Origin of the sequence: Olsenella sp. kh2p3 (genome assembly GCA_900119625.1) — a bacterium.
Lineage (GTDB): Bacteria > Actinomycetota > Coriobacteriia > Coriobacteriales > Atopobiaceae > Tractidigestivibacter.
Window position 1 is genome coordinate 1 of the sequence record FPKD01000025.1, and the last position, 1,738, is coordinate 1,738.

A 1,738-nucleotide genomic window follows, 5' to 3' on the forward strand; every position below is an offset into this window, starting at 1 on the left:
CACGTCAGCGTGAAGATTCTTCACGCACGGGCGTCGCCCTGGCACCAATCCTTTCTTCTCCTACAACTCCCCGCGCATGAGCGCGTGTTTGACCCTGTACGACTCCCTGTCGTAGGTGACGAGCCTGCCGTGGTGGACGATGCGGTCCATCATCGCCTTGGCCATGTCGTCGTCGGCAAAGATCTCGCCCCATCTGGAGAACTCGATGTTGGTGGTGAGGATGAGCGCGATCCGCTCGTAGCACATCGACACCACCCGGAACAGAAGCCTTGCCCCGTCGGGATCGGTGGGAAGGTACCCCCACTCGTCCAGGATGATGAGGTCGCACCTGCCGAGCCTCCTGAGCGCGTCCTGTGTCGTCCCCTCCTTATTCGCACGCCTCAGCTCGCTTACCAGCTCCGCCGTCGACCAGAACGCGACTTTTCTGCCCTCGCCGCAGGCGAGCAGCCCCAAGGCTATCGCGGTATGGGTCTTGCCATTGCCCGATCCTCCGAAGAGCACCAGGTCCTCGTGGGCGCCGATGAAGGCAAGCGAGAGCATGTCGTCCCTCGTGAAGCCGCGGGGAAACACGATTCCCGACCATTCGAAGCCATCGAAGCCCTTCTGCGAGGGAAAGTTCGCCTGCCGCTTGAGCCGCGCTATCCGGCTTTGGTGCCTGAGCGCGTACTCCCTTGCGAGCGCATCCTCGAAGAACGCGAACTGCCCATCGGTGGCCGTCTCGGCCACGTAGCGCATCGTCGCCTTCGACAGCAGGATGGAGCCACCCTCGCGCTCGGCGCGCTTCAGGCTCTCGTAGCGCGCATCAACCTTCTGCGGCAGCCTGGCCATACCGATCGCCTCCCCTGAGCATGAAGCCGTCGTAGTCGGCGAGCCTGGTGCCCAGCTCGCGCGCTGCCTTGGCCCTGGTGCCTTGCGCGCGGATCCTGGCGCAGCACATCTCGACATCGGCGGGGCGCATCTTGCCGGTGGCCCGCAGCGCCTCGGAGAACGCCTGGGCGGTGATCCCCATGCCATAGGCTTGTGCGAGCCTAGAGATCACCTTGACCTGGCCTTTCAGCTCGTCGGTCGCCATGGAGCCGAAGGCGTCCCTCACATCCTCGTCGAACAGCGCGCACACGCTGGACTGCATGAAGGCGCGCGTCTTCATCGAAAGCGGTTCGAGCAGTGCCAGCGGGTCCTCGTCGGAGGTGAAGAGCTTGCCGGAGCGCCTGCGGTAGGTCCTTAGCGGCGTCCCGTCAGGGGCGTCTATCTCCACCGTGAAGGCGCGCACGCCCACCGTGAGCGAAACACATGCGAGCGAGGGCGACGCCAGATAGCGATGGCAGCCGTCCAAGGTGATCCTTCCGTAGCCGTCGGTCGTGCACGACGCCCACTTGACGACGTCGAAGGGCTTTTTCGGAAGAGGCAGGAGATGCGCCTTGTCAACCTGGAAGAGGGTGGCCCAGCTGAGTCCCTTCTCGTAGTGGAGCTGCTCTTCGGAGTGGGCGTCAAGCGTCTCGGCAAGCCCCCGGTTGTAGTCTTGAAGGTCGCCCACCTCGGGCACGGGCACGAAGAAGTTCCTCCTGGTGTAGCCGACCTTGCCCTCGACGTTTCCCTTCTCCTTGCCGGCGTTCGGGTTGCAGAAGCGGGCCGTGAAGCCGTAGTGCAGCCTGAGCCGGCGGAAGAGGTCGGACTCCACGATCACGTCGCGCCACCTCCTCCCGGCCTCGGTGGCGTTGTCGAGCACGATGACGGGGGG

General features: G+C 64.6%; 2 protein-coding genes. Both read right to left on the bottom strand.

The annotated features are described in order from the left end of the window. Window positions 1–60: 60 nt before the first annotated feature. Window positions 61–828, bottom strand: a complete 768-nt coding sequence (istB, locus tag BT122_RS10630) for an IS21-like element helper ATPase IstB (protein WP_072355876.1) — start codon at window positions 826–828, stop codon at window positions 61–63. After that, window positions 803–1,738 (bottom strand): transposase (locus BT122_RS11050; RefSeq protein ID WP_177242234.1); only part of this gene is annotated, 936 nt, incomplete at its 5' end. The genes BT122_RS11050 and istB, both read right to left, overlap by 26 nt.